The sequence below is a fragment of the Methylomonas aurea genome, from assembly GCF_024505045.1.
GTDB classification, from domain to species: Bacteria; Pseudomonadota; Gammaproteobacteria; order Methylococcales; family Methylomonadaceae; genus Methylomonas; species Methylomonas aurea.
Window position 1 is genome coordinate 1 of the sequence record NZ_JANIBM010000051.1, and the last position, 22744, is coordinate 22744.

At 52.0% G+C, this 22744-nt stretch carries 21 protein-coding genes and 1 pseudogene; 17 read left to right on the top strand and 5 right to left on the bottom strand.

The annotated features are described in order from the left end of the window. From NP603_RS20430 to NP603_RS20490, 14 genes and pseudogenes are all read left to right on the top strand, one after another. Positions 1–298, top strand: a pseudogene (locus NP603_RS20430) (type-F conjugative transfer system secretin TraK); the annotation flags it as partial. A gap of 9 nt (positions 299–307) precedes the next feature. Further along, the gene (locus tag NP603_RS20435) at positions 308–1636 is read left to right on the top strand and encodes a TraB/VirB10 family protein (RefSeq protein ID WP_256612713.1); all 1329 of its coding nucleotides are present in this window, start codon (positions 308–310) and stop codon (positions 1634–1636) included. A gap of 18 nt (positions 1637–1654) precedes the next feature. Then, complete coding sequence (locus tag NP603_RS20440; RefSeq protein ID WP_256612714.1) at positions 1655–2419, top strand: DsbC family protein; 765 nt, start codon at positions 1655–1657, stop codon at positions 2417–2419. 10 nt (positions 2420–2429) lie between these two features. Then, a complete protein-coding gene (locus NP603_RS20445; protein ID WP_256612715.1) occupies positions 2430–2984 on the top strand; it encodes a TraV family lipoprotein in 555 nt (184 codons plus the stop codon). 113 nt (positions 2985–3097) lie between these two features. Beyond that, on the top strand, positions 3098–3409 hold the full coding sequence (traA, locus tag NP603_RS20450) for a TraA family conjugative transfer protein (RefSeq protein ID WP_232529480.1): 312 nt from the start codon (positions 3098–3100) through the stop codon (positions 3407–3409). 126 nt (positions 3410–3535) lie between these two features. After that, the gene (locus NP603_RS22100) at positions 3536–3724 is read left to right on the top strand and encodes an RRXRR domain-containing protein (RefSeq protein ID WP_064023754.1); all 189 of its coding nucleotides are present in this window, start codon (positions 3536–3538) and stop codon (positions 3722–3724) included. Next, positions 3717–6116, top strand: a complete 2400-nt coding sequence (gene traC, locus NP603_RS20455) for a type IV secretion system protein TraC (RefSeq protein WP_256612717.1) — start codon at positions 3717–3719, stop codon at positions 6114–6116. The genes NP603_RS22100 and traC overlap by 8 nt, the downstream gene beginning before the upstream one ends. After that, a complete protein-coding gene (locus NP603_RS20460) occupies positions 6106–6411 on the top strand; it encodes a hypothetical protein (RefSeq protein WP_064023752.1) in 306 nt (101 codons plus the stop codon). The genes traC and NP603_RS20460 overlap by 11 nt, the downstream gene beginning before the upstream one ends. After that, entirely contained in the window at positions 6398–6925 is a 528-nt protein-coding gene (locus NP603_RS20465; protein ID WP_256612718.1) for a S26 family signal peptidase, read from the top strand. Before NP603_RS20460 ends, NP603_RS20465 begins: the two co-directional genes overlap by 14 nt. Before the next feature lie 43 nt (positions 6926–6968). Further along, complete coding sequence (locus NP603_RS20470; RefSeq protein WP_256612719.1) at positions 6969–8075, top strand: TrbC family F-type conjugative pilus assembly protein; 1107 nt, start codon at positions 6969–6971, stop codon at positions 8073–8075. After that, the gene (locus tag NP603_RS20475) at positions 8068–9132 is read left to right on the top strand and encodes a TraU family protein (protein WP_256612721.1); all 1065 of its coding nucleotides are present in this window, start codon (positions 8068–8070) and stop codon (positions 9130–9132) included. The genes NP603_RS20470 and NP603_RS20475 overlap by 8 nt, the downstream gene beginning before the upstream one ends. A gap of 1 nt (position 9133) precedes the next feature. Continuing rightward, positions 9134–11932, top strand: coding sequence for a conjugal transfer mating pair stabilization protein TraN (traN, locus tag NP603_RS20480; RefSeq protein ID WP_256612723.1), 2799 nt, complete (start codon positions 9134–9136; stop codon positions 11930–11932). 11 nt (positions 11933–11943) lie between these two features. Continuing rightward, positions 11944–12963 (top strand): hypothetical protein, encoded by a 1020-nt coding sequence (locus NP603_RS20485; RefSeq protein WP_256612725.1) that lies wholly within the window; start codon positions 11944–11946, stop codon positions 12961–12963. Between the two features lie 5 nt (positions 12964–12968). Then, a complete protein-coding gene (locus tag NP603_RS20490; protein ID WP_256612726.1) occupies positions 12969–13919 on the top strand; it encodes a S49 family peptidase in 951 nt (316 codons plus the stop codon). A gap of 133 nt (positions 13920–14052) precedes the next feature. On the opposite strand, the gene NP603_RS20495 is transcribed toward NP603_RS20490, so the two are convergent. Beyond that, on the bottom strand, positions 14053–14580 hold the full coding sequence (locus NP603_RS20495; protein WP_256612727.1) for a hypothetical protein: 528 nt from the start codon (positions 14578–14580) through the stop codon (positions 14053–14055). A gap of 108 nt (positions 14581–14688) precedes the next feature. Here NP603_RS20495 and traF point away from each other — a divergent pair, with 108 nt between their 5' ends. From traF to NP603_RS22105, 3 genes are read left to right on the top strand one after another with little or no spacing between them, the layout of a single operon-like run. Beyond that, the gene (traF, locus tag NP603_RS20500) at positions 14689–15636 is read left to right on the top strand and encodes a conjugal transfer protein TraF (RefSeq protein WP_256612728.1); all 948 of its coding nucleotides are present in this window, start codon (positions 14689–14691) and stop codon (positions 15634–15636) included. A 33-nt stretch (positions 15637–15669) separates the two neighbouring features. Then, the gene (locus NP603_RS20505) at positions 15670–17118 is read left to right on the top strand and encodes a conjugal transfer protein TraH (protein ID WP_256612729.1); all 1449 of its coding nucleotides are present in this window, start codon (positions 15670–15672) and stop codon (positions 17116–17118) included. Beyond that, positions 17115–20792 carry a conjugal transfer protein TraG N-terminal domain-containing protein gene (locus NP603_RS22105; RefSeq protein ID WP_140911933.1) on the top strand — a complete coding sequence of 1226 codons (3678 nt, stop codon included), beginning with the start codon at positions 17115–17117 and terminating at the stop codon, positions 20790–20792. Before NP603_RS20505 ends, NP603_RS22105 begins: the two co-directional genes overlap by 4 nt. A 298-nt stretch (positions 20793–21090) precedes the next feature. On the opposite strand, the gene NP603_RS22110 is transcribed toward NP603_RS22105, so the two are convergent. From NP603_RS22110 to NP603_RS20525, 4 genes are all read right to left on the bottom strand, one after another. Continuing rightward, positions 21091–21594, bottom strand: coding sequence for a FlhC family transcriptional regulator (locus tag NP603_RS22110; protein ID WP_371928926.1), 504 nt, complete (start codon positions 21592–21594; stop codon positions 21091–21093). 6 nt (positions 21595–21600) lie between these two features. Then, positions 21601–21879 carry a flagellar transcriptional regulator FlhD gene (locus NP603_RS20515; RefSeq protein WP_256612730.1) on the bottom strand — a complete coding sequence of 93 codons (279 nt, stop codon included), beginning with the start codon at positions 21877–21879 and terminating at the stop codon, positions 21601–21603. A gap of 2 nt (positions 21880–21881) precedes the next feature. Next, positions 21882–22433, bottom strand: a complete 552-nt coding sequence (locus NP603_RS20520) for a transglycosylase SLT domain-containing protein (protein WP_256612731.1) — start codon at positions 22431–22433, stop codon at positions 21882–21884. A gap of 58 nt (positions 22434–22491) precedes the next feature. Next, the coding region (locus NP603_RS20525) for a hypothetical protein (RefSeq protein ID WP_256612732.1) at positions 22492–22744 on the bottom strand (253 nt) is incomplete at its 5' end.

A 22744-nucleotide genomic window follows, 5' to 3' on the forward strand; every position in this document is an offset into this window, starting at 1 on the left:
CGTATCGGCGAACGAAACCGTTTATTGCGACCAGCAGGGCATTCAAACTACCGTCGGCCAAGCCTTTGATGGACGCAATACGACGATCTTAATTGCAAAAACGGTCAATACCACCCCTCAGCGCATCGAACTCGACGAGCGTTCTTGTATTGGTCAGGGAACCGGGCTTAGCGACATTGTGGCGGTGGCGGCCTGGCCGGATGTGTGGCTGGAACCCGGACAATCGACCGAGTTGTTTGTGGTAGTGAAGCAACGAGGCCTAGCCGAAGAACAGATCAGACCGTCGGTCTTGCGATAAGGGCGGATTATGAAGAACACGCTACTTGAAAAATGGGACGCGCTCAATCCTACGTATCAACGAGTAATTGTCGTCACTACGATTGTTGCGACGCTGATGGTGGCAATCAGTTTGATGTTGGGCGATGCCCCGCCGCCGGTACAAAATGCCTCCAAAAAGGACGTTGCCCGGCATATCTTCACCGATGCAGATCCCAGGTCTTTAGGAATCGACGGTCTTGGGGCGCAAATTCGCAAACTCCAGGAGGATCAACATGCAATACGCTCTCTGCTGGACGGCGTAGTCGCCCAAAATAATCAATATCAAGCGTCCGATCAGCAACGGATCAAACAATTGGCCGATCAAACTGGTCAAACCGCTCAAACGCAAATCGAAGCGCTCAAAGCGGAAATCGATCGCTTGAAAACCGAAAACAAAGCCGAACCCTCGGGGGCTCAGACAGTGTTGCCTCCCGATGCCGGCGCAAAGTCCCACTCAGCCAAGGAGCGCGTCACCAACGCCGACAATTTGTTTAATCCGCGGGCCTATCAAGACCCGGCGGCGATGCCTGTTGATCCGATTGCATCGAACCCGGCGCGGGACTCGGAGCGAAATGCTCTGCAAATCAGAGTGATCAAGCAAACGACCAGTACCGATCCTGAAACCAAGAAAAAGGTCGAAGTCGCGGAGACCAAAAAAGCCGAACAAGAAAGCGTCCTCATCCCGGCAGGCAGTATTTTATCGGGCAACCTGTTGAACGGTATGGATGCCCCAACCGGGAGTAGTGCACAGAAAAACCCATTTCCGGTGTTAGTGCGCTTGAAAGCCGACGCGATTCTACCGAACCGGTATACGGCCGACGTCAAAGAGTGTTTCGTGGTCAGCTCCGGATTCGGCGACTTGAGTTCGGAACGTGCCTACATTCGGGCGGAATCCATTTCCTGTGTACGCCATGATGGCGGTGTTATCGAAGTGCCCTTGGATGCGTATGCGGTAGGCGAAGACGGCAAGGTTGGTATTCGCGGCCGCTTCGTCAGCAAGCAAGGCGCTTTACTGCGCAATGCGCTGTTGGCCGGCTTTCTGCGCGGATTCTCGGATATGTTTGGTCGGACGCAAACCCAGGTGCTGGCATTAGCCGGACCCGCTGGCGTGGCCACAACCCCGTTTCAACGCTCCTTTAGCCAGGATTCGATAGAGGGAGGGGCCTTACGGGGAACCGGGTACGCCATGGAGCGCTTGGCAAATTATTACATCGACTATGCGGAGAACCTGTTCCCGGTGATCGAGATCGATGTGACCCGCAAAATCAATTTAGTCGTGCAACGCGGCACCAAGTTGCGGTTGCTTGAAAAAAGTTAATCAATGAATGGAGACCCCATGAAATTACTCCCTGCAATTTTCCTCTTAGTGGTGTCCAGTCTGGCTGTCGCCGGTCAACCACCCGTCGCAAGTCCTGAAGTCTCGACACCGACCGAGGCCGCATTGTTTGCGAAAGGGGCCATTAACGCGATGAAGGCCTTGCCGATCGATGGCTTCAATATGGTAGAGGCGGGCGGCGAGACCTACTTCATATCCCGCAACGGCCGATTTGCCTTCAAAGGCCAATTAATGGATACCTGGTCGAAAACACCGATTACCCGGATCGAACAAGTCGATTCCGTGATGAATCGGATACCGCTAGCCGACATGAAACTCAACATCGACGAACTCGGCCCGGTGCTGGTGGGCAAGGGCAAAACCCCGGTTGTGGTATTCGTCGATCCGCAATGCCGCTACTGCAAAAAGTTGCAACAGCAGCTGCCGACACTCGCCGATCGTTACACCTTCAAAATTATCCCGATCGCGGTATTGGGACAGGAGTCGACGATTCTGGTCAACAAAATCGAATGCTTGCTCCAAACCAAGGACAAGGAAAAGGCGACTACCGCACTGCTCAATCAGGAGTACGCCGGGTTGCCGGAACAGCTTCCAGGCAACTGCGACAAGGAGCCCATGCAGAAAGCGGTGATAACTTCGGCCATCTTGGGATTGACCGCGGTGCCGTTTGTTATTGCCCAGGACGGTCGTACCCACAAAGGCGCCCCGGACGATTTAGCCGGTTGGCTGAATAGCACTCAAAGCGTCTCAACTGCAAAACAATAAGGTGAAACGCATGTTCAGATCAGTTTTGTTGATCGTGTTGGTACCGCTACTCGGTGCTTGTACGCTGATTCCGGATTCGTATGGTTGTAAAGGGATGCCGGATGATCCGATTTGTATGTCCACCGAACGCGCCTATCAAGTGACCGATAATGCGTTGCCTTCCGGTGAGGGAACTGCACCCAGCGAAGCGACCAAGCCGCAACCGGTGACCCTGACCGGCAGTGGCCGGGAACAATCGCCAGTGCCACATATCGAGGATCCCACCCCGATACGCACGCCATCCGAAGTCATGAGAATCTGGATCGCGCCCTGGGAGGACAAAGACGGCGACTTGAACGTATCCGGTTATGTGTTTACCGAGATAGAACCGAGACGTTGGATGATCGGCAAGAAATCCGTAACGCAAAATCCGCAATTGCGCGCCCTGCAAGTGGAGCAACGTGAACCGCCCAAAAGGGATAAATTCGATCTGGATGGACTGGGGGACGGTAAAAAAATGGGGGTAGGGGGCGGCAAAATGCCGGAAGGATTCGAGTCGCTGTTAAAAGCAAAATCGCCGTTTTAGCAATCGAATAAACCACCAGGCGGTGAGTTAGGCGTTAGGTCGCCAACCGGGCGTTGCCGCGCCCGAGATTTGGGTTTAACGCCTATTTACTCACTTTTCTGAAAGGTATAACCATGAAAAAAATGCAAAATCGGGTGATGGTCAAAATGTTGGTCGCCCTTGTCGCCGTGGCGGGAATGTTTCTGTTTTCCTCCGAATCGTTTGCCGGTACCGGTAGTACCGAATTCAACGCCGTGTACACCTTGTTGACCAACTGGATGCAAGGATCGTTGGGCAAATTGATTGCGGCGGCGTTTATCGTCGTCGGGCTGATTGCCGGCGTATTGCGCAATTCCCTGATGGGTTTTGCGGTCGGTGTCGCCGCCGGTCTGGGTTTGTTTACCGCCCCTGGCATCATCAACGCCGTCGTTACCGCGACGTGGTAATCCTATCGATTCCGTAATCGATAGACCGTGATCTGGGTTTGGAATTGCAATCCTTTAAGTGATTGTGATCACACCTTGGATAACGAGGTCCGGCGGGAAACCGCCATCTGACTTTCAGGATTGGTCATGAAAGTGAGTCCTCGGAATAACCAGAATGGCCGGTTAAAGGTCCAGGTTTTTAGCAGCGATGGTACCGAGCTGGTGCCGTGTAATGCGGCAAGAGCCAGAAGGCTTGTCAAAAACAAGAAAGCGAAGGTTCGTACCGTTAACCCTTACTCGATAGAGTTAAACAGAAGCGTAAACCCCGATGCCTAAACAGAGTTACCACAGAATCGACAATTTATTCTCCGTGTTGGCGTTCGATCCCGATAACAATCTGTTCTTGGGAGAAGACGCCAGCTTGGGATTCGGTTTTTTGTGCGAGCCGCTTTTCGGAAACGATCCGTCGATCGCCGATCGCATCAACGTTTTGTTGAACCAGGAATGGCCGATCGACACCTTGCTTCAGGTTGGCCTATGGGCGTCTCCCGATATCGACACAGTGATGGCCACTTTGAAGACGCGCCGAATGGAGCAACAAAATCCGTTGTATCAAGCCTTGGTGGCGTCCAATGTGGACTATCTGCGTGGAGCGACTCAGCATCCGATCGATAAAGCCTTGCCGACACGGGTTAGGCGGTTTCATGTGCTGGTGACTGCAAAGATACCGTTGTCGGGGGCAAAACCCACTCAGAAAGAATTGAGACATGCGTCGGAATTGCTCTTGGCCGCGTTTCAAGCGTTAGCGACGAGTGGATTAAGGCCAAAGACATTGACGGCCGACGTGTATGTCCGTCTGTTGAACACGATGTTGAATTGGCACCCCGAAGCCAGCTGGCACGATCTGGTGGTGCCCGAGTGCGATCCGCGTAAATTGATCCGCGAACAATTATTCGATTTCGATAACGAACTGGCGGTCGATCAGACCGGCGTGACTCTTGGCAACAAACGGGTTAAAACCTTATCGGTCAAACGGCTGCCGGATCAAGTGTATTTTGGCTCGGCCCTGAGCTATTTGGGGGATCTACTGAGCGGAGCCCGTGGTATTCGCGACAATGTGTTGATCTCCGTCACACTGCATTACCCGGATTCGGAAGCCACACGGATGAAATTGGAGACCAAGCGTCAATTCACCGCCAATCAGGCGGTGGGACCGCTATTAAATATCGTTCCGCAGTTAGCGATCCGAAAACACAATTTCGACTTACTCTTCGATGCGCTGAACGATGGTGATCGCCCCATCCGCACTTATTTCGGCATGGTGTTGTTCTGCGATCCTCATGAAGAATCCCAAGCCGTGTCCAATGCACGCACCTATTACCGGGAGCTGGGTTTTCAGCTGCTCGAAGACCGGTATTTTGGTTTGCCATATTTTCTGAATTGCCTGCCCTTGGGCGCGGAACTCAGCCAAGTGCAAGTGAGTAACCGCTATATCACGATGGCAACCCGTCACGCCATTCCGCTGTTGCCGATGTTTGCCGATTGGTCGGGGACTGGTTCGCCGGTACTCAACTTTATTTCGCGCTCAGGACAACTGGTCAATGTCTCGTTATTTGATTCCGGATCGAATTTCAATTGCTGCATCGCCGCGCAATCGGGGTCCGGTAAATCGTTTCTGACCAATGAAATTATCGTCAATTATCTCACCGAAGGGGCGCAGATCTGGGTAATTGACGTCGGCCGCTCCTATCAGAATCTGGCCGACACGCTGGACGGCGAATTCATGGAATTTACGGCGGACAAACAGATTTGCCTGAATCCCTTCGAGTTGGTGCAAAACTGGGAAGATGAAGCCGATGTGGTGGCCGGACTGGTCACCGCGATGGCGGCACCCACCGAAAAACTCAGCGACTTTCAGACCGCCGGATTAAAGCGGATCTTAAAAGGGCTATGGGATGAAATGGCGCAAAAGATGACCGTCGACGATATCGCTCAGCGGTTGCGGGCGGAATCCGACCAAAGACTGAAGGATGTCGGCGAACAGCTTTTTCCCTTCACGTCGACCGGCGAATATGGCCGGTTCTTCAACGGCGTCAACAATGTTCGGTTTCAGAATAGTTTTACCGTGTTGGAGTTGGAGGAATTGAAGGGGCGCAAACACTTACAACAAGTCGTGTTGCTGCAATTGATCTATCAGATCCAACAGGAAATGTATCTCGGAGAGCGCGATCGGCGCAAGATCGTGATCATCGACGAATCCTGGGATTTATTGAGTATGGGGGACGCAGCGACCTTCATTGAACATGGTTATCGACGGTTCCGAAAATACGGAGGTGCCGCGGTGACGATTACCCAGTCGGTCAACGATTTGTATCGCTCGCCGACCGGCCGAGCCATCGTCGAGAACTCGGCCAATATGTATCTGTTAGGTCAAAAACCGGAAGCGATCGACACCATTAAAAACGAGAATCGTCTGCCGCTCTCCGATGGCGGAATCCAATTGCTCAAATCGGTTCACACTATCCCCGGCGTCTACTCGGAAATTTTCTTTATCACCGAATACGGTCAAGGCATCGCCCGTCTGGTGGTCGATCCCTACAAACGCTTGCTGTATTCCACCAAGGCCGAACACGTCAACGCGATCAAAAATCTGAAACGGCAAGGCTATTCGACCGATGCCGCCATCCGCCATTTATTGCTACAACAGGAAACACGCCATGTCGCTTAAATCATTGATTGCCGTTGTTTTGGCCACCATTGCCGTCAGTGTGTCGTCCAGCTATTGGCTGGTAAGGCATTCGCTATCGACCGAGTTGGAAAAACTGAACTTATTGACGCCGGTGTTCGTGATAGACCGGACCGGGTGGACCCGAAATCTGTCGAAAGACGCCAGTCAAGATGCCATCAAGCAGGCCATGAATGAATGGCAGGCCAAAATCTCGCATTTGGTGGATTCCGGTTTCGTGGTGGTCGATGCGAACATGGTGGTCGGTGCGCCGGAGGATGTCTATGTCGGTGAGTAACCCCCTCGATCAAAAAGTATTTTGGTTTAAAAAAGCCCTCCCGACGCTGATCGCGATTGTGATTGGCGGTGCTTATCTCGAAAATCGGTTTCGCATTGGTATCGACGATCAGAAAGATCGGTGTTTGCCCGGCAATCACCGCTGGTTCGTGGTCGACACCTACGCCAAAGACATTCGCCGAGACGATCTGGTGGCGTTTGCCGCGGATCAACGCATGGCCATGGCGCCCTGGTTTTCGTTTACCCACATCGTGATCAAGATCGCGACCGGTGTGGGTGGCGACACCGTAACGGTCGATACTCAAACCGCGCGAGTGAACGGTAGCGTGGTCTCCGAAGGGTTGGCGTTGGCGGGTAAATTAAAGCAACCGGCCGCCGCGTTTATTCGGACCGAGATTGTCACAGACGGCGAATTGTGGGTGACAGGCACAACCGAGAATAGCTTCGACTCCCGCTATTGGGGCGTGGTGCATCCCGGTCAGATTATAGGCAAAGTCTATGCGTTGCCATTTTAATCCCATAGCGGTGGCGGCGGTATTGATCGGTGGGTCGGTACCAATGGCCGGCGCCGATACCGATTGGTTGGAGCGTTCGAAGGCGTTGATGCAGCACGCTCAACAAGGACCGCGTCCGGCCTGGTTGGATGCCAATCCGCACGCCGCGAATGCCAAGGCGCTGGCCTTGGAAACCTTAAAGCATGCGCCTTCACCGCAACCCTTCGCCAAGCCGAAGCGTGATCAACGCCGGCATTATGTCCTGTACGCTTCGACGTCCTTGGGTCGGACCGGCCTGCTCAATCTATTCGAAGCGGCCGCCGGCCGAGACGATGTGTTAGTGGTTTTCAGGGGTATACGCGACGGTCAGCGGGTGCAGGAATTTATTCGCGAAATTCATGGTTTGGCGCAAACGCTGGATGCTCAGAGGGTTCCGTCTATCGAACTGGATCCGACTCGTTTTCAGAATGCCCATATTCAGGTGGTGCCGAGTTTGACGGTGGAGGAGGGCGACCGTGTTCTGGCCAAGGTGGAAGGGGTTACCGATATCGCCTGGTTGGAGGCACAGTTAAAATCGCGTCAGGCGCCGGATGATCGAGTCGTGGATCTGGGCGTACACGGCGATACGCAGGCTATCGCCGAGCTGGATTTGATCGAGGTGATGAAGAAGCGAATGGCCGGCATCGATTGGGCGGCTAAGAAACGTGAAGCACAGGCCCATTTCTGGCAAAAAGCCGCATTATTATCGCTCGCGACGGCACGACAAGATCGCGAGCGGTTGATTGATATCACCGTGACGGCGCCAAGAGACGTCGTCACCCCGGCAGGACAGATCATCGTCCGACAAGGGCAGCGCATCAATCCGCTAAGTCAAATGCCTTTTACCCAGCGTCTGGTGGTCTTCGATGCCACTCAACCCGATCAAGTCGCGGCGGCTGAGCGCGAGGGAAAGGCGGTGACAGGCCGTCCGGTGACGTATTTGATTACCGGTCTGGAACGGGACCAAGGGTGGCAGGCGTTTAATGCGCTCGAAGAGCGGTTGGGACAATCGGTGTTCTTACTCACCGCCGACGTGCGACAACGTTTTAATCTCGAAGCGGTTCCCAGCGTCGTCGAACAAGACGGCATGCACATCAAAGTTAGAGAAATCGCGGTGGCAGGCCATGACTAAACCAGTGACGTGGTTGGAACTTGTATTGCTGTGTGCGTGTTTGTGTTCGAGCCAAGCACGTGCTGCGGACGCCCTGTGTCCGGACGCGGAACTCTGGTCGGGGAAATTGATTACCGATATTTGCTGGGGATGCTTGTTTCCGATTCGGCTGGCCGGCGGTGTGCTGGACTTTCGCGCGCCGCAATCAAAAGGTAGCGGCGATTCATCCGTGGGCGACGATTTGGTGCCGTCGTCCGCCGCCAGCAATGTCTACTGCGTTTGCGACGGCAAAGAGCTTATCCCGGAAGTGGGTATGACCATGGGCTATTGGGGGCCGGCCAGAGTTGTGGAGTTGGTGCCGAATCCTTGGTGCGCGCCGACGCTCGGCGGCACAAAAATCAATCAGTCGAATGTGCGATTGTGGGGCGGTTCGTCGCCTGTTGTGTACGACACTGATGAAATAGTCTTCCTCAATTATCACTATTACGCATTCCCGATATACGTCATGCTCGATCTATTCTGGGAAGATCGCTGTTTCGCCGACGGATACAAAGATTTCGATTTGCTGTATGTCTCGGAATTGGATCCGACCTGGAACAATGATGAATTGGCATTTTTTACCAATCCGGAGGTCGTGCTATTTGCCAATCCGGTGGCGTTGGCGGCGTGTTCGGTCGATGCCGTTGCGGCGTCAGCCGGCCGGCCGATTGACGAAATGTTCTGGTGCGCCGGGGCCTGGGGTGGTATTTACCCCTTGTCCGGGCATACCCATCCGGGCGAAGGCATCGCGCCGCGTCAAACCAGCTTATTGATGACAAGAGCCACGGCGGCGCTGCATCGCCGCGGCCTGGCGCATAAAACCGTCGGTGATGATTACGTCTGCGGCGGGACGATCTCCCCGTTCATTCCGAAATCCCAATACGCTACCACTATGTTTTACCCAGTGGCCGATACCCAGAGCAAACATGCGATTGGCGAAAGTGATTTGTTGTGGGGAGCGGGCCATTCTTATCCCGGTTCCGGCGAATACCACGTCTACATATTGTGGCGCTGGACTGACTGCTGTCTAGGATTTTAAGATGGCTATCGAATTTTCCGAGCGCACATCTACCCGAGCCATTTGCCATTTCTTGATGGTGTTGTTGATTTGGGTGCCGACCCATGCGGTGGTCGCTGACACTATGAGCGAATCAGCCAAAATTGGACAACAAACCGGTGAAAGCGCCGTCAGCGGGTTTGTAATGCCGACACTCAGCGCCGATCAAAAAAGCTTGGTCCTTTTTCCCAATACCGGTAAGGACGTATCGGTCCCAATCAGCGAATTGTATCCGGATTCCGAAACGGGTAACGCCACGACCTTCACCCAGTTGTACGGCAAAAACTCGGCGACCATCAAAGCCGGCAACGACATGCAAACGGACATGGAAAGTCAGAGCAGCCATACCGGTGAAGCTTACCGGACGCTCATTAAGTCGGCAAATCGGGGGCATCCCAATCTACTGGATGATCCCATTTGGGGCACGACCGATTATGTCATGCAGAACCATAATCTGTTCTCGCAATATTTCACCGACTGTACTAAGGAGGTCAAGGCGACACTCACCCCCGGTAAAGGCACGCAACCGGACTACAAAACCTGTCGGCGTAACCCTCCCATTACTAACACCTGCGTCGCCAGTCACGATGTGCTGCTAGAGCCGGTCATCCTACCGGCCCAAGGCGAAACCAAAATTGCATCCTGTGGGGATGGCTGCGTGGATCTTTGGGTAGGTATTGTGGGTGACAACTACTGGTGCGACGGTGGCTGCGCCCATCCCACCGTGTCCAGCCAATACATCGTGAAACATCCGGAAGCGATCATTTCGGCGACGATTCTCTATGCGCAATGGGATGACTATATGCGGGTTCATATCAATGACCAGCTGGTCTGGACGGGTTATAACGGCTGGGCACCGTCGCCCAAGTGCGAAATGTCGACCAGTTGGCAGGCCTATCCCAACATCAATGTGACAGAACCTTTTGTCAACGCCCGGAAGAATTCCATCCTGAAATTCAATGCGGAGGCGTTGGTCTCAGGATGCGGCGAAGCCTTTGCGCAAATCCGACTGAAATACGATCCGCTGAAAATTATTATTCGGGACGAATGGACCATGAACGACAAGTCCTGCCAGAACCTAATTAAGGCGGCGGACGACGGAATTTGCAAAAACGTGAAAACCACATGTGATATCAACGCCGGGATCAAGATCGGCGACAAATATTGCATGGCCATCACCACTTCGGTGGGGCAAATGTGGGTGTGCGAACCGAATTTCAAAGACGCACCTTTCAAAAATATTCCGGAAACCTGCACCAAAGCGACCATGACCGCGACGTGCAATTCCAACGATATTCCGTGTTGGACAAAGCCGGACGGAACTAAACAGTGCGTCAGCGATATTGAAGCTCAGGTGCCGGAGACCTGCGCAACCCTGGAAGCGCGCGGCTGTGCCTTCGTCCGATCCGAGTGCGTCGACGGGACGATTGGCGCTAGCGGAAAGTGCTGGCTGTATCAGGATACCTATGATTGCGGAAAGGAATTCGGCGTGATAAAGGCGACGGCGTCCGTGAAACCGGACTGCGGCGAAACGGTACGCTGTATGGGCGAAGATTGTGTTGATATTACCCGCACACAAAGCCAGGAGTTTACCAATGCCTTGGCCGCGTTGAATTCGGCACAACAAGCGGCGATGGATAAAACCTGTAGCGATCCGAAAGATGTGACCACCTGCAAGGTCTTCGAGGGCAAGGGAGGGTCATGCAAAGTAGTCAATCTGACCAGTGAAATCGATTGCTGTAAATCGCCGACCTCCATCGGCATCGGCGAGTACATCGATCTGATGTACAAGGTCAGTAAAACCCACAACATTATCATGCGCTTGGATGATACCAACCCGATCCGCGGGGCATGGCAAAAATTAAGTGACCCTTTGATCGATGCCGGTGAGGCGGTTTATACCCCCATTAAAACGGCCTGGGACAACGTATTGGCCGAACTCGATTCCGTTGTCGACAACATTGGCTCCGAGTGTACGGCCAGCTTTACCAAAACCGCGTATTTGGATGTGGTCAGTTCATTGCGGAATATGGCTATGGAAAAAATGGTTTCCTGGACTGCTGATATTTTTGGTCCACAAGCAGCGAATGCGCTATTTAGTGTGGCAGGTAGTCAAGGGGCTTCCTCCGCAGTAGATGCGGCCGGTAATTTACAAGGTACCGGTGCTGAACTCCAGTTGGGGGGAGGGGCGGCTTATATCGGGACGATGCTCAACGTCATCATGATCGCCTACGCCATCTATCAAATTCTGAACATGGTCGTGCAAATGATCTACAAGTGCGAGCAGAAAGAATACGAATTGATGGCCAAAAACGCCGTGAAAGCCTGTAGTTTTGTCGGACAGTACTGCGGCTCCAAGATACTGGGGATGTGCGTTCAACAGAACTACGCCTATTGTTGTTTCAACTCGCCGTTGGCCAGAATACTGCAGGAACAAATCCGGCCTCAATTAGGCAAGGACTTCGGACCGCCTAAGTCGCCCCAGTGCGAAGGCATTGCAATCAGCGAACTGCAAAAAGTCGATTGGAGCAAGGTTCATCTGGACGAATGGATTGGTATTCTCACCAGTACCGGGCGATTACCGACGGCGCAAACCCCGGAAAAACTCAATTTGGACGTGTTGACCGGCGCCAGTTCCGATTTGAATTATAAGGGCGACCGTCGCAATACGGCGGACCGTAATATTCTGCGGTTGCAAGGCATCGACATGAACCAGACCCGGCAAGACGCGGAGGAGCAAGGCTGGTCTATGGGTCCAGGTCTCGCTCCATCTAAACCTTAAGGAAAACTGCCATGACATCAACCATCGTTCGCTCGCTAGCCGCCGCCATCGTGTTTTCCTTGACGGCGTGCGCTCCGGCCTCCCGGCCCATTGCGATTTCGGAGTCACACCGTAAAGTGCTGTCGACCGACGAAGCGCATCAAATTTCGTTTTTAATTCGCGATGTACTCGGTAGCCGGAGTAAAAGGCAAGATGTTCAGGATTTAATGTATCAGCAATTCCAGGCCAAGCAGTTTAAGTCCCGCAAAGAGGCAATGGCTGCGATACCAGCCGGTGGGTCCGATCCGATACGGAATATGGCCGAAGACGCCAGTTTCGTCGGGGCGGTGGCCACTGGCGCACCGTTGTCCCCGGCCGGAATGGACGTCAGCACTGGCATCGGAATGGCGGGATTGGCACTGAGCCTGTTAACACCCTCTGCAAAGCCGGCCGACTTGTATAAAGTGTATGGCCGCTTGTATATGGACGAGAGCTATGCCAATTCACTCAGCATCCCGGTCACTGCTCGCTTGGATATGATTCGCCGCTTCGAAACCGCTGTGCGGCAAGCCGGATTGACGGCGACGTGTCAGGATAACTGCGGCGATGACAAAAACGTACGCTGGCGGGTGTATAGCCTGACGGGTGGCGCCGAACCGTTGTGGGCTGTGTTGCGTCTCGCCGATATGGAGCCGGCGCCCCGCGATCCCGCGCGCGACGAAATCTTAGGTTACCCGGTAATTTTGCAAAGTGCCACGGACAAAGACGATAGCGTGGCCACCGCCCACAGCCTGGTAATCCGCCGGGCGCCACCGGTACCGGCCACCTTCGATCCCGCGAATCAGTTTCAGGATGCGGGACAAACCGCGTGGGATAACCCGAAAGCTCGTCAAGTCTTGCGCGGCATGACGGCCGACGGCCATTGGTTATTCGCTTGGTGTCTCAGTGAAGGACAACACCTCGCAGCCTGGAAAGGGCGATTATTCGCGATATCGCAGCCGAGCTATTGGGTGGATATCCGAAATTCCATTGACTATGAAATTCTGGAGTGAAAACAATGACCGAAAACTCGACTACCGTAAACGCCTTGCTAGAAATCGTCAAAAGCAACGCGGATGTCATGCGCAAAACCCAGCGCATCAATACCGCATTTAGAACGCTATCGCTATTGGCAGTATTGAGTTTTTTAGGACTGTCCGTCTACTCCAATTGGTCGTCTCTGACTAACCGGAATCAACCCCATGTCGCGATGGTGCGTATTAGCGGCGAAATCGCCCCGGACGGCCAAACCAATGCCGATAGCGTGATTGCCAGCTTGCGCACCGCCTTCGAGCAGAATCAGGCGAAAGCTGTGATGCTGGAAATTAATAGTCCCGGCGGGACGCCGGTACAAGCCGGCATGATCTTCGATGAAGTGCTACGCCTGAAAACAAAATTTCCGGATAAGAAAGTAGTGTCCGTGATCAGCGACCTTGGCGCCTCCGGCGGATACTACGTAGCAGTGGCCGGCGATGAAATCTATGCCAATCGGGCCAGCATGGTCGGATCGATCGGCGTGCGAATGGACTCGTTCGGATTTACCGGCATCATGCAAAAACTGGGCGTTGAGCGCCGATTGTATACGGCTGGAAAATTCAAGGGCGTCGGCGATATGTTCTCCGACCCGGAACCCGAAGCCGTCGAACAGCTGCAAACCATGTTGTCTCACGTACACCACCAATTCATCGAGGTGGTGAAAACGCACCGCGGGAATCGGTTGAAAGACGATCCGAATCTCTTTACGGGAATGGTCTGGAGCGGAGAAGACGCGTTAGGACTTGGCTTGGTCGACGGTATGGGCGATCGCCGCAGCGTGGCGGAACAAATCCTGAAGTTCCAGAAAATCGTCGATTACACTCAGCCGGCCGATGTGTTCAGTAAATTGAGCCAGATTCAGGCCACCGCGACTTCGGCGATATCCACCGTGATGGGCCTGGTGTCAATGCTTGCCGCTATGCCGATGACCTAGGGGATGACAGAGAGATTGCCCAAATATTACACAGTTTTCTAACTGGTTGAATTGTGGGGGCGTTTGCCGATGATTGACTGATTTGTCACAAGCTTGTCCACAGATTTTGTGGATAAGTCGGTGATTGCCGCGCTTAATTGATGTCGGATCGGCCTTTTGGGCTCACCACGTCGAATGCCGTCGGAGCGCGTAACTCTAAGCGGCTGAGGCCGTTCCGGAGCAATTCGTTACGCCATTCGAGGAGTTTTTCGGCCAGCTTGAACAGGCGCATTTCATCTAATTCGGTTTGTCCGGGTGAGCTTTGGGGTTGAGCAGGAATCGCGCCTAATTCGGCGTCGACGTCTCTTACCGCCAGAGCATGGGCGAGTTTCAACCAGAATTGATCCTCATTTAACGACTCGCTGAAGATTTTGTAAATGAGTTTTGATTCTAAGGAGTCGGACACCATTCGGTGAGGGAGTCCGGGGATATCGACGACCAAATCGGCACATTGGAACCGTTCGGCGTAGCTCAAGATTTTTTCGATCAGCGCGCGATAAGGCTCGGTGGACTTGAGGTTCTTCCGTTCTGCACTGAGCACGCACCTGTCAGCCAAGAACAAAAACTCCAGTAATAACCTGTATTCATCTTTCGAAATAGAAATTTCCATGTTATCGATCATCAAGGTACTCGTTGAAAAGGGATTGAAACAGCCAGGGGGCCTGAGTAGGTGAATTTCAGAGGCATTTAGCCAGCGGGTTTGAATTTTTAAAAACGAGATAATGAAACCATGAATCCATGTCTGCTCCTATTGCTGTGCCTGCTGCTCCCGTTGACGGCTCGATCCGATGGGGGAGAGCCGTCTTTTTTTCTGGACAAACAGCGGGGATGGTTTTGGCGTGAAACAACTCCTGACACTAGTATAGAGCAAACTCCCAGTCCGCCTCAGACAGAGGAAAAGATTTCATCAAATCCTAATCCTCCCTCTGAATCCCCTCGGCCGCCTGAATACCTCTCTGCTGAATGGTTTAGAAAAAATCTCGAACACTACAAGGACGCCGCCATCGATAACCCCACTGAAAAGAACGTGGCGGCTTACTACTACTTGCAACGGGTAATGATGGATAAAGCCCAGAAGTTTGCCACTGTGGCGCAACGAGTAGTTATGAGCGATCCGCGGCTGGACGAGAATAACCGGCGGCCGCTGGCCACGTTTGCATCCAATGCCGCCAATCAAATGGCGACACAGGCGAATGAACAGGCCATGTCGACGATATCCAAACAAGCTGGCCTTTTGTTTTTTTTTCGTTCGGATTGCCATTTTTGCGAAGCGCAAGCGCCCTTGTTAACGGTGTTGGAGCAGCGTTTCGGTTTCAAAATTTATCCGGTGTCTTTGGATGGCAAGCCGATGCCGTCGGGATTCTATAAGCAATTCAGATCGGATACTGGACAGGCAAAGGCGTTAGGCGTGATGTCTACTCCTGCTTTGTTCTTAATGAAGCCCCCAAACGAAATCTTGCCGATTGCCCAAGGCGTTGTGTCGCTGGACGATTTGACCTCTAGGGTATTGCTGTCGGCCAAGAATGCCGGGTGGATATCGGACCGGCTGTTTAGCACGGCGCGCGGGGTGACAGATTCAACTTTTTTGATTCCGGAGGCGGGGACATTGACCGAGCCGGTAATGAACGATCCTGGCCGATTGGTTGAGGCATTGCGCGCGCAACCCGTGCTGCCTTAACCGTTTCTATTCAATAGCCTACTAGGAGCTGTTATGGGGCACTTGCGTATTACTCGAATCATCGTTCTGGCGTGGATGCTAGTGCTGCCGGCCAGTGGGTTCGCTGACTTGCAACAGGAAATGGACGCGATGTTCGGCACGATGACCAACGTCACGACGCCAACCGCACACCTAGGCCAGAGGCGAGGGGTCATTACAGGTGGATCCGTAGTCTCCCGTAATAAGATTGTGGAAACTAACTTGGTTTCCTTTCAACCCCCTTCGTTTAGCGCCGGATGCGGGGGTATCGATTTATTCGGTGGCAGCTTTTCTTTCATTAATAAGGACCAGTTCATTACCTTGATGCGCTCTGTCGCTGCCAACGCAACGGGATACGCCTTTCAATTGGCTATCGACGCGATGTGTAATCAGTGCGGAGTTCTTATGTCCGGCCTGCAAAAACGGATCCAGGACCTTAATCAAATGTTCTCGAATTCCTGTCAATTGGCTCAAGGCATTGTGAACGATGCCACCAGCTTGTTACCGGCATCGGTCACCGAGAATATGAAAAAATCGAAAATCTCCTTTTCCAAGGGGGTTACCGATGTCTTCGGGGCGCTGACCAACACTTCGACACAAGGCGACCCGACTAAACAAGTCTCCAACAACGCGCCTACCGAAATGAAGAAGATTATTCAGGGAAACCTGGTGTGGCGAGCTTTAAACGAGAAAAACGCGAAAAACTGGTTCCAATTTGGCGGTTTGGATTTACTCGAAGCGATGATGAGCATCAGCGGCACGGTCATTGTTAATGAGCCCTCGGCGGCCAGCGATGGACAGGGAGATACCAATCCTGTCGTTGTGTTAAACGGCATTATCGGGATGAAAGAGCTGTTAAACGGTTCGGGTAGCGGCAGTTATAGCAAAGTCAAAATCTACGATTGCGATACGACCGAAATCGACGGTTGTTTGAATCCGGTCATTAAAGACGTGACCTTAGTCGGGCTGCGTAAACGAGTGTCCGACTTGTTGATTGGTAATAGCGTCAAACCGGGTTTGGTTTACAAATTCGGCACCAATACCGGCGACTTAACTCTGGATGAAATGGCATTTATGGAGTTGGTACCAGGGGCCGTCGCCGCGATGATCCGGAACATGGCCAGACAGGATTACGGTATGGCCAGATTGTTTGCGGAAGATGCGGCGCCAGCAATCGCGCTGGAGTTAGCACAAGCGATGGTCCAGAACTTATACGATGCCGCCCGCTATGCTTCCTCACTTGAAGATAGCGCGTACGCCGCGAAATTGGCCGATACCTTAAGCGTGGCTAGGCAACAAATCGAAGACGATTCCACTGAATTGGCGATGCGATACGGCAATATCAAAGCCGTGGTCGATTTTTATTCGAACATCATGAAAGCCACTCCAACCCGTAACTACGCAGCATTCGATCAAACCGGCGCTAGCGCCGCCAATTATCCCACTCAGGAGGAAACCAAGTGATTTACGAAATATTTTCGATTGGAGACTCCCAGTTCCTCGCAGCGATACTGAATGCGATCGCCATGATTTCTTTAACCGACGATTACAAAGGAGCTGCTGCAGTCGGCGCATCACTGGGAGTGACGATGGTGATGCTGCGAGGTTTGACCCAATTCAATGCGAGTGGCATTCGCTATCAGGATGTCTTTGCCTCTATGCTGATTTATACCGCGCTCTTTGCGCCGGGTGTAGTCGTCAAGGTTGAAGACGCCTATTCTGGTAACGTGGTTGTGGTCAACAATGTGCCGTTTGGGCCGGCGGTAGCGGGTTCCATCCTGTCCAATATGGGTTACCGCTTGACGCGTTTGTTCGAGCAAGGATTTTCGGTACCGAGTATGACTGAACACGGGTTCGCGGATCCGCTCAATACCTTAATTGCTGTCCGAAAAAGCCTGTTATCACGGATAACTCTGGGAAAAGCCAATTCACCGAGTGCCAAGGTCGATCTGGAAGCTTCGTTCGTCAATTACGTAAAAGAATGTACGTTAACCGGGGTCGATTTAAATCAGACCACGTTAGACGCGATCATGCGTACGGCGAGCGTGATGACGGCGATACGTTTCAATTCCAAAATCTACACCACAGAAGTCTACTTGGGCGCCGGTCCGACTGTCTTGACCTGTACCGATGCCTATGCGGCGCTGGATGATTACATTACCAAGTATGGCATTACCGGTTTAGAAGACTTACTGCAGCAAACTTTGAATCTCGCAAGGTCGGAGGACGTGTCCACGCGGATCAGTGATGCGTTAACAGCCTTGTCCAATAGCACTATCAGTGCGAACGATTACATGCTGGCGAGCCTGATCGTGCCAATGTTCGAAAAAGGTATCGTCGGGCGCTACGAAGATGGCTTGAAGTGGAACAAAGCGGCCATGGTCCATCAATCCATCCAGCAACGCAACATGCAATGGGCCGCAGAACAGACGCTGTTTACCCGGATCGTCCGGCCGATGATGACCTGGATAGAGGGTCTCAGTTACGCCATTACCCCGCTCATGGTCTTCGCCGTCATGCTGGGGTCTGCCGGGATTTCGATGGTTGGCCAGTACTTCAAAATGCTGTTATGGATCCAACTGTGGATGCCGATCATGGCGGTCATCAATTTGTACATCACCATGTCGGCTCTCGGAAAAATGGACGCCCTGGATGCGCAAGGCTTCAATATTCCCTCGATCGAAGGGATTTACCAAATGGATATGGTGTTGCAAGATTGGGTGGCAATCGGCGGCATGCTGGCGTCTTCAACGCCGGCGATCGCCTTGATGCTGGTCTACGGCGGCTCGGTCACCGCCACGCATTTCATGGGCCGCATGCAGAGTGGAGATTATATCGACGAGCGTGCAGGATCGCCTGCCGTGTTGGCGACGGCCCCGGTGTTTGCCAATCAGTCGGCCTATCAACACTCTCCGCTGAAAGGCACCCACCGAACCGGCGCGGAAAATGTGCTGCCGACCTTCAATGTGTCTCGAGAGGCTTCCGAAGCCGTCTCGTCGTCATCGAACTATATGCGCCAGGCCGGTGCTCAATTTATGAGTTCACTGGCGAATTCGGCGGGCAACAGTTTTGCCTCGAATCGCGACGCCTCGACAGGACAATCATTTTCTCGCCGGCTCAACAGTAGTTCGTCGGAAACCGATAAGCTGATGCGCAGCGAAGGGTCAGGGTACGCACAGCGGTATAGCGATACCGATATGACCTCGGATCAATTTGCCTCGGTGTTGTCAGGCGCCATGGCGCTGGGTGGCAGTGGACTGGAACGAAAAGGTGGCGATGAAGCCGAAGGTAATTCTAAAGGTGGCTCCAAAAAAGACATGCTACAAGCCAATATCAGCGATAGGTTGCAAAGCCAATTCGGCTTAAACAGCCAACGTTCGAACGAAATCGCCAACGATATGGCCACGCGCTTGACCGAAGATGCGGGATTTCAAACGGACTTGGCCCGTAGCGTGGCATCCGATGCGCAGTCCGGTACCCGCGAAGTTGTGTCGCTGGGTCTTAACAACCAAACACTACAAAGTTTGCAATCGTCTGCCAATGATGTGTTGTCCGCTTCGGAAGCCTATAGCGCCACGGCGTCGATGCAAAGCCGCCTCGGCACGAACGCCCAATTCGGCGCATTGGAATCCGGACAGGCGATCAGTACAAAACCCGGTTTAATGAGCCGCCTGAATAATGAGTTAACGCGGTTTGGGTTAAGCGGCGATGCACAGACACTCGCCAGTGACTGGAGATCCTCTGGTTTAATTACCGATAAAAACCAGGCCTACGCGGCGGCCGGCATGTCGTTGTTGACAGGACATTCGCCGGCGAGATTCAGATCTATGAATCCAAGCGAATCGCAACAGGCAAAAACGGCCGGGTTCGAATTGCTGCGCGACTCGTTCGCAGCGAAAACCGGCGAGATAGCCGACCCGAACAAGAACGCGGGTCTTCGAGCCGATGCGCCCAAGCACGGCCAGGCACGTGCGGAATTTGATCGCGCCAGCGTGGTTGACCCACGCGCGGCGGCCGGCAATTTGCCGCATCAGGTGAATGCACGGATGAGCGAAATTGGCCGAGCGGTCGGCGCCGGCGAGGCGAAAGTCAGCGAGTTTCACGATACCGAGAAAAACGAGCTAACCGCCGGAACCCGATCTGAATTTGCAGAAATGGCGGGGACCAAGGCTGACTACTTTGCCAAAGAGATAAACCATCTGGCCAGAGGCGAAAAATCGGCTGGAGAAATGAATTACGATGGTGTAGCTGGGGCGCTGTATAGTACGAGACTGCAATTAGAATCATTGGGAAATGAGGCCTACGGTATTGCAGGTCCATTCTACGATGCAATGTCAAAACATCTTGCGGAGGGTGATGGTTATGCGGATGCGGCACAAAAAGCCTTTAGTGAAGCAGGTGAAGGCGGAAAAAAAGCCGTTGAAGCTTGGAGGAACACAAAGGGCAACGAAGTGGCTAATCAATTAACACCGGCCCAGCTCGAATACTACAAAGCGGCGCTCACGGAAACAGGCATGGGAATAAGGCCAGCTGATTTTGGTTTTGGAGATGGCGCTGGAACCGCAATAGCGCGTGAAAAATTAGTGACCGAACACGGCGAGGGTATCGGCGGCGATATCGCCGAATTGTTGAATCGGGCTGCAACGCAAAATCGACCTGATTTAGTAAGATCGATCGGCAACTATAATAACGCCATAAAAAAAAACAGTGAAGCCGGATCAGTAGATTCACCTACTGATTATCATCCGAAAGCTGATTACGCCGTGCCCAGTCACTTGAAACCAATTTTCGATCGAGTGGAACGTCAATACGGTCTTCCATCGGGTCTATTGGCCCGTATGGGCGAAGTGGAATCGACGTTCGATCCACACGTCGAATCGGAAAAAGGAGCGAAAGGCATTATGCAGTTAATGCCTGAAACTGCAGATAGGTTTGGTGTTACAAACCGCGAAGATCCGGAGCAAGCGATTGACGGGGCGGGGCAGTATATGCGGTTTTTGATTGATCGCTACCACGGTAATTTACAATTAGCAGTGGCGGCTTATAACGCAGGCGAAGGAAATGTTGACAAATATCAAGGCATTCCGCCGTTTAAAGAAACGCAGACGTATGTTAGAAAAGTAATTGGATTATCTTAATGGTAATACGTTGTAATTCATCAAATTCAACCATGATAGGCAACCATCAAGAACAAGAAAACGAAAAAAAGAAGGACGCGGAAAAGCAATCCTAATAAAGTCATATGCTTTTTTGCTTTCCGGAAAACCTGAACGGTCCCACCACATAACCTGCAACTTGAGTGCACAGCGACGCCGTACTCAAAATACACGTACGGCACAATTCTGCGGCGGCAATGCGGGCAAGCAATGCGGCCATCATCGATATGGTTGGGGCGGATCGGCAGATAGCGAATTTTTTGACTGTTGAGTTTTAGCATTAGTGCGAAGCGTTACAGTAAGGGCATCGTTTTGCTAAGCGGCTGTCATCACAAGCCAAATATTGTTTTTCGCATTTAGGGCAGGTTTCAAAATAATTTGTCTCACATCGAAAGTCCCTTGTCAATGTCCACGCCTCATTGATCGATTTAGGATGTATATCGAGATCATTATATTGTGGCACCAACATTTTAAAAATATCCCAGGATTCGATCACAAGCCGTACGTCCACAGAATTTTGTTGTTTTCCATGCAATTGTGCGTATATATTCATAAATAAGGTTGCGTAGAGTTGATTCTTGCGATTGGACAGGACATAGGCAGATGACGATAGCAATCCAGAGCTTGGTGATTTCAAGTGCAATTCTTTGTAAAGTCTTCGCAGTAAAAGTTTTGATAATTGTGTATGAATAAACACGATAGACGTCCGAAAACCAGCTCTAATCATTGTGAGCGCTAAGTCATGTCTATCGAAAACCGAAATTGCCTTGTCGTTGTGGCTCATAAATAACTATCCATTTCTATTTAGAATTTCTATAAGTGTTTTGGGGTCCGGTTCTTTTGAAGCCAATATTTTTCTGAATTCATCACATTTAATTCGAGGAGAGAACAACAAAAATCCTGATTTAGATAAAGTAATTACTTCGTCAATACTGATGCTGCTTATTAGCTGTGCTGTTTCCTTGTCTAATCCAAGTAAAATTTTCAATTTGCTGGATTGATCATCAAGCATGGACTCTCGAATGAACAATAAAAGCTTTAGATTGAACGCTTCGATTGCCTCCGTCATTGTTAGTCTCCGAAATATTTTCTAAGCCTATTGGCAATTAGCGATATTCTTCTTCCATAGGCGTATGCGCGTGCCAGTCGATCAGGCTCATTGCCATAACCTGCATGATAACGACCTAATCCGAGAGTTTTATCATGGGGTTCTGAGCGAATGGCTTCGGCAAGTATGTCGGCGCCGACCCGAAGGTTAACTTCTGGGTCGAATAGACTTCTTATGTCTCTGACACGATAGCCGTTCCATTTAATATTTATCTGCATCAATCCGACATCAATCGATGTAATTCCTTTTTCGAGTTCACGTTTTAAGGCATTTAAGGCATCGCCACGGTTTCGCGGAAAAATAGCCGTTCCAGCAGCGTTGATGGCCAATGGCCATGGTGTTATGGTGTAATTCGCACTGTATTTCGATGACTCCATTAATGATACGGCATACAATTCAAAGGGGTCTAGCCCTTTTTCTGCGGCAATTTTTCCCCAATTCGAGTTTATCAGTGCATTCGAGTAAGCATTAGCTGACAAAGAAACTAGGTACAAGATAAGTAACAATTTCCGCATATGTTTGGCTTACTTATTAAGAAATCACATAAATATAAAAATGCAATAGCAAAAGTTTTCAATCTTCGGAAGCTAAGCTCGATTTGAGTTTTGATAAGGTTGACTCAGACGCTAAATCACTAGCTGATATATAAGCAACGGCGGACGAGTTTTGTAATCCGAGTTGTGAGATGACAACAGCCATGGTTGCTAGCGTCCGCACTCGTTCCGCCCGATCTCGGGAGTTTATTCTTTCGATATCGGCGTAAAGCTCTGGGTTGGCATTCGGATTGATTGTCACCAATACTTTCACCGTCACCCCCTCCCGAAAG